The organism is Dietzia sp. DQ11-38-2 (assembly GCF_014145055.1).
Lineage (GTDB): Bacteria > Actinomycetota > Actinomycetes > Mycobacteriales > Mycobacteriaceae > Dietzia.
Map to the genome: position 1 here is coordinate 1 of NZ_JAALDW010000069.1, position 3,795 is coordinate 3,795.

The window sequence follows — 3,795 nt, forward strand, 5'->3', positions numbered from 1 at the left end:
GTCGGCGCGACCCCGCCCGTCGAGACGCCCCCACCGGTCGACACTCCGCGGTCGACCGACGCCCCCGGGCCCGCCGAGACCCCGGTCGCGCCCGAGCCGGACACACTGTCCGGTCCGAGCGAGGACACCGTCGTCGTCGAACCGGCGCCCGTCGAACCGGTCGTCGTCCCGCCGGAGGTCCCGGACGAGGAGGTCCCGGTCCCGACGACCGAGCTGATCACCGGTGCCCCCTCCCCGGTGGCCCCGGTCGAGCGCATCGACCCGTCCGAGGGGCGTCTCGACCGCCTCCGTGGTCGGCTGGCGCGCTCCCAGGGCGCCGTGGGACAGGGCCTGCTCGGCCTCCTGGGCGCCGGTGATCTCGACGAGGACGCGTGGGAGGAGATCGAGGACACCCTGATCATGGCGGACCTGGGCACCGCGGTCACCCAGCGCGTCATCGACCGCCTGCGCGGGGACATCGCGACCAGACAGGTCCGCACGGAGGCCGAGGTCCGGGACCTGCTGCGGCAGACCCTTATCGACAACCTGCATCCCGAATATGACCGTTCACTGCGTGCGCTGCCGAACGACGGCACACCCGCCGTGATCCTGGTGGTCGGGGTCAACGGCACCGGCAAGACCACCACCACCGGCAAGCTCGCCCGCGTCCTGGTCGCCGACGGACGCGACATCCTGCTCGGGGCCGCCGACACGTTCCGCGCCGCGGCCGCCGACCAGCTCCAGACGTGGGCCGAACGGGTGGGAGCGGAGGTCGTCCGCGGCAAGGAGGGCGCGGATCCCGCGTCCGTGGCGTTCGACGCCGTCTCCCGGGGAGTCGATACCGGGGTGGACGCGGTCCTGGTGGACACCGCCGGCCGCCTCCACACCAAGACCGGTCTCATGGACGAGCTCGGCAAGGTCAAGCGGGTCGTGGAGAAGAAGACCCCCGTCGACGAGGTGCTCCTGGTGATCGACGCGACGACCGGGCAGAACGGTCTCATGCAGGCGCGCGTGTTCAAGGACGTCGTCGACATCACCGGGGTGGTGCTGACCAAACTCGACGGCACCGCCAAGGGCGGCATCGTGTTCCAGGTCCAACACGAACTCGGCGTCCCGGTCAAGCTCGTCGGGCTGGGCGAGGGGGCCGACGACCTCGCGCCGTTCGCGCCCGAGGCGTTCGTCGACGCCCTTCTCGGCACCTGATCCGCGCGGGGCCCGGGGCGCGGCCGGGCCCGGGACACATGATCGGAACCACAGGGCGCGCCACGTTACAGCCCGGAAACATGACCGCGCACTCACCGAAACAGCGGAAAGGAATTCTTCTGACCCGAGGAGTGAGTGACCAACGCTCACCATGGAGACGAGGAGGACCTCACCGTGAGAGGTGACAGTGTCTTGTTGCTCGCCCAGGAGGCGACGACGGAGATCGATACGGGAGACACGGCCTGGATGCTCATGGCGGCATCCCTGGTCCTGCTCATGACGCCCGCACTGGCGATGTTCTACGGCGGGATGTCCCGCCAGAAGTCGGTGCTCAACATGATGATGATGTCGTTCAGCGCGATCGGGGTCGTCGGAATCGTCTACGTGCTGTGGGGCTGGTCGATGTCCTACGGCGAGCAGGACATCCTCGGGCTCTTCGCCAACCCCTTCGAGATGTTCGGTCTCGCCGGGGTGATCGGGGACGCCGAGAACTGGGTCATGTCCGCCTCGGGGGCCTACCCGCAGGTCGTCGACGTGGGATTCCAGGTCACCTTCGCCATCATCACCGTCGCCCTCATCTCGGGAGCCATCGCCGAGCGCGTGAAGTTCGGGACCTGGCTGGTCTTCGCCGCGGTGTGGGTGACGCTCGCCTACTTCCCCATGGCCCACATGGTCTGGGGTGGTGGCCTGCTGTCGCACTCCGAGAACAGCCTCGCCGCGATGATCTTCGGCACCGTCGACGACGGTGAGGGCGGCCTCGTCGCCGCCGTCGCCCCGGTCGACTTCGCCGGCGGCACCGTGGTCCACATCAACGCCGGTATGGCAGCACTGGTCCTCGTCCTGCTCATCGGCAAGCGTTACGACTTCGGACGCACCGCCTTCCGTCCCCACAACCTCCCGCTGGTCATGCTCGGTGCCGGTCTCCTGTGGTTCGGCTGGTTCGGGTTCAACGCCGGTTCGGCGTTCGGCGCCAACGGCGCCGCCGGTCTCGCCTGGATCAACACCACCGTCGCCACGGCCGCCGCGATGCTCGGGTGGCTCCTCACCGAGCGGATCAGGGACGGCCACGCCACCAGCCTCGGTGCCGCCTCGGGCGTCGTCGCGGGTCTGGTCGCCATCACCCCGGCCGCAGGGTCGGTCCATCCCCTCGGCGCGATCGCCCTCGGTGCCGTGTCCGGCGCCCTGTGTGCCCTCGCCGTGGGGCTCAAGCACCGCTTCGGTTACGACGACTCGCTCGACGTCGTGGGCGTGCACCTCGTGGCGGGTCTCTGGGGCACCGTCGCCATCGGCCTCCTCGCCACCGGCACCTACGACACGGACGCCGGCGTGTTCTACTCGGCCGACGGGTGGAGGCTGCTCGTCGTCCAGATCGTGATCGCCGTGGCGGCACTCGTCTTCACGGCCATCATGACCGCGATCGCCTACGGGATCTGCCGCCCGCTCGGGTGGCGCATCAGCGAGACGGACGAGCAGTCCGGCATCGACGGCGCCGAGCACGCGGAGTCCGCGTACGAGGCCTCCACCAACGCGCTCATCCGTTGAGCCGACCACTGCGAAAGGAACCCCTGACATGAAGCTCGTCACCGCGATCGTCAAGCCGTTCACGCTCGATGACGTCAAGGCAGCACTCGAACAGGCGGGAATCCACGGACTGACCATCAGTGAGGTCCAGGGTTACGGCCGGCAGAAGGGCCACACCGAGGTCTACCGCGGTGCGGAGTACGCCGTGGACTTCGTGCCCAAGATCCGGGTCGAGGTGGTCGTCGACGACGAGACCGCCGACACCGTGGTCCAGCTGATCGTGGACGCCGCGCGCACCGGCAAGATCGGCGACGGGAAGGTCTGGGTGACCCCCGTCGAGACGATCGTCCGGGTCCGGACCGGCGAGGCGGGCGACGCCGCGATCTGACCGAGGAACACCACGAGGCGCGGTCGACCCCGGAACCGGGGTCGACCGCGTTTCTCGATGACTCCGCCTGTCTCACCGAGCTTCTCGGTGTGCGTGCGGGGGCGTTCACGGAAGCGAAACACCGTAGCCGCCGCCAGGTGACACGGGGCCTACAGTCTGGAGACACACTAATGAGGGAAAGAGAGACGTCGTGAGCGTGACCGGGGACGGTGAGCGGGCCATGGCGCTGCGGGCCGGACGCGAGCAGATCCTCTCCGCCACCTCGGCGGACCTCCCGGCCGCGGACCTGCGGGACGCCCTGTGCGAGCTGTACGAGATGGAGTTGGGGCGGCTCGCGGACGAGGCGGGGATCGGCCCGGGATCCGGATTCGCCCTGGTCGCGTTCGGGGGGCTCGGCCGACGCGAGGTGCTCCCGTACTCCGACCTCGACCTGGTGTTGGTGCACGAGAGGCGTCCCGACCGGGACGTCGGGGAGCTCGCCGATGCCATGTGGTACCCCCTGTGGGACTCGGGCGTGGGCCTCGACCACAGTGTGCGGACCGTCGACCAGTGCCTCGCGGTGGCGGCCGCGGACGTGGCGGTGGGGCTGAGCCTGCTGGACGCCCGGGTCATCGCGGGTGACGCGGACCTCGGAGCCCTCGTGGTGGACGGCGCCCGGCGCCAGTGGCGCGACCAGATCGCCTCGCGGTTCGACGACCTCGTGG

At 69.8% G+C, this 3,795-nt stretch carries 4 protein-coding genes; all 4 read left to right on the plus strand.

What is annotated here, in order from left to right; genetic code table 11:
- Positions 1-1,182: signal recognition particle-docking protein FtsY (gene ftsY, locus G6026_RS02915; protein ID WP_241727926.1), on the plus strand; the 1,182-nt coding region annotated here is incomplete at its 5' end.
- Between the two features lie 246 nt (positions 1,183-1,428).
- A complete protein-coding gene (locus tag G6026_RS02920; protein WP_107758111.1) occupies positions 1,429-2,724 on the plus strand; it encodes an ammonium transporter in 1,296 nt (431 codons plus the stop codon).
- Positions 2,725-2,752: 28 nt separating this feature from the next.
- Complete coding sequence (locus G6026_RS02925; RefSeq protein ID WP_017836986.1) at positions 2,753-3,091, plus strand: P-II family nitrogen regulator; 339 nt, start codon at positions 2,753-2,755, stop codon at positions 3,089-3,091.
- Positions 3,092-3,281: 190 nt separating this feature from the next.
- Positions 3,282-3,795 (plus strand): DUF294 nucleotidyltransferase-like domain-containing protein (locus tag G6026_RS02930; RefSeq protein ID WP_347238053.1); only part of this gene is annotated, 514 nt, incomplete at its 3' end.

Bases quoted from the DNA above. Each gene is read 5' to 3' on its own strand.
- G6026_RS02925 (WP_017836986.1), top strand. From the start codon at position 2,753: ATGAAGCTCGTCACCGCGATCGTCAAGCCGTTCACGCTCGATGACGTC.
- G6026_RS02920 (WP_107758111.1), top strand. From the start codon at position 1,429: ATGCTCATGGCGGCATCCCTGGTCCTGCTCATGACGCCCGCACTGGCG.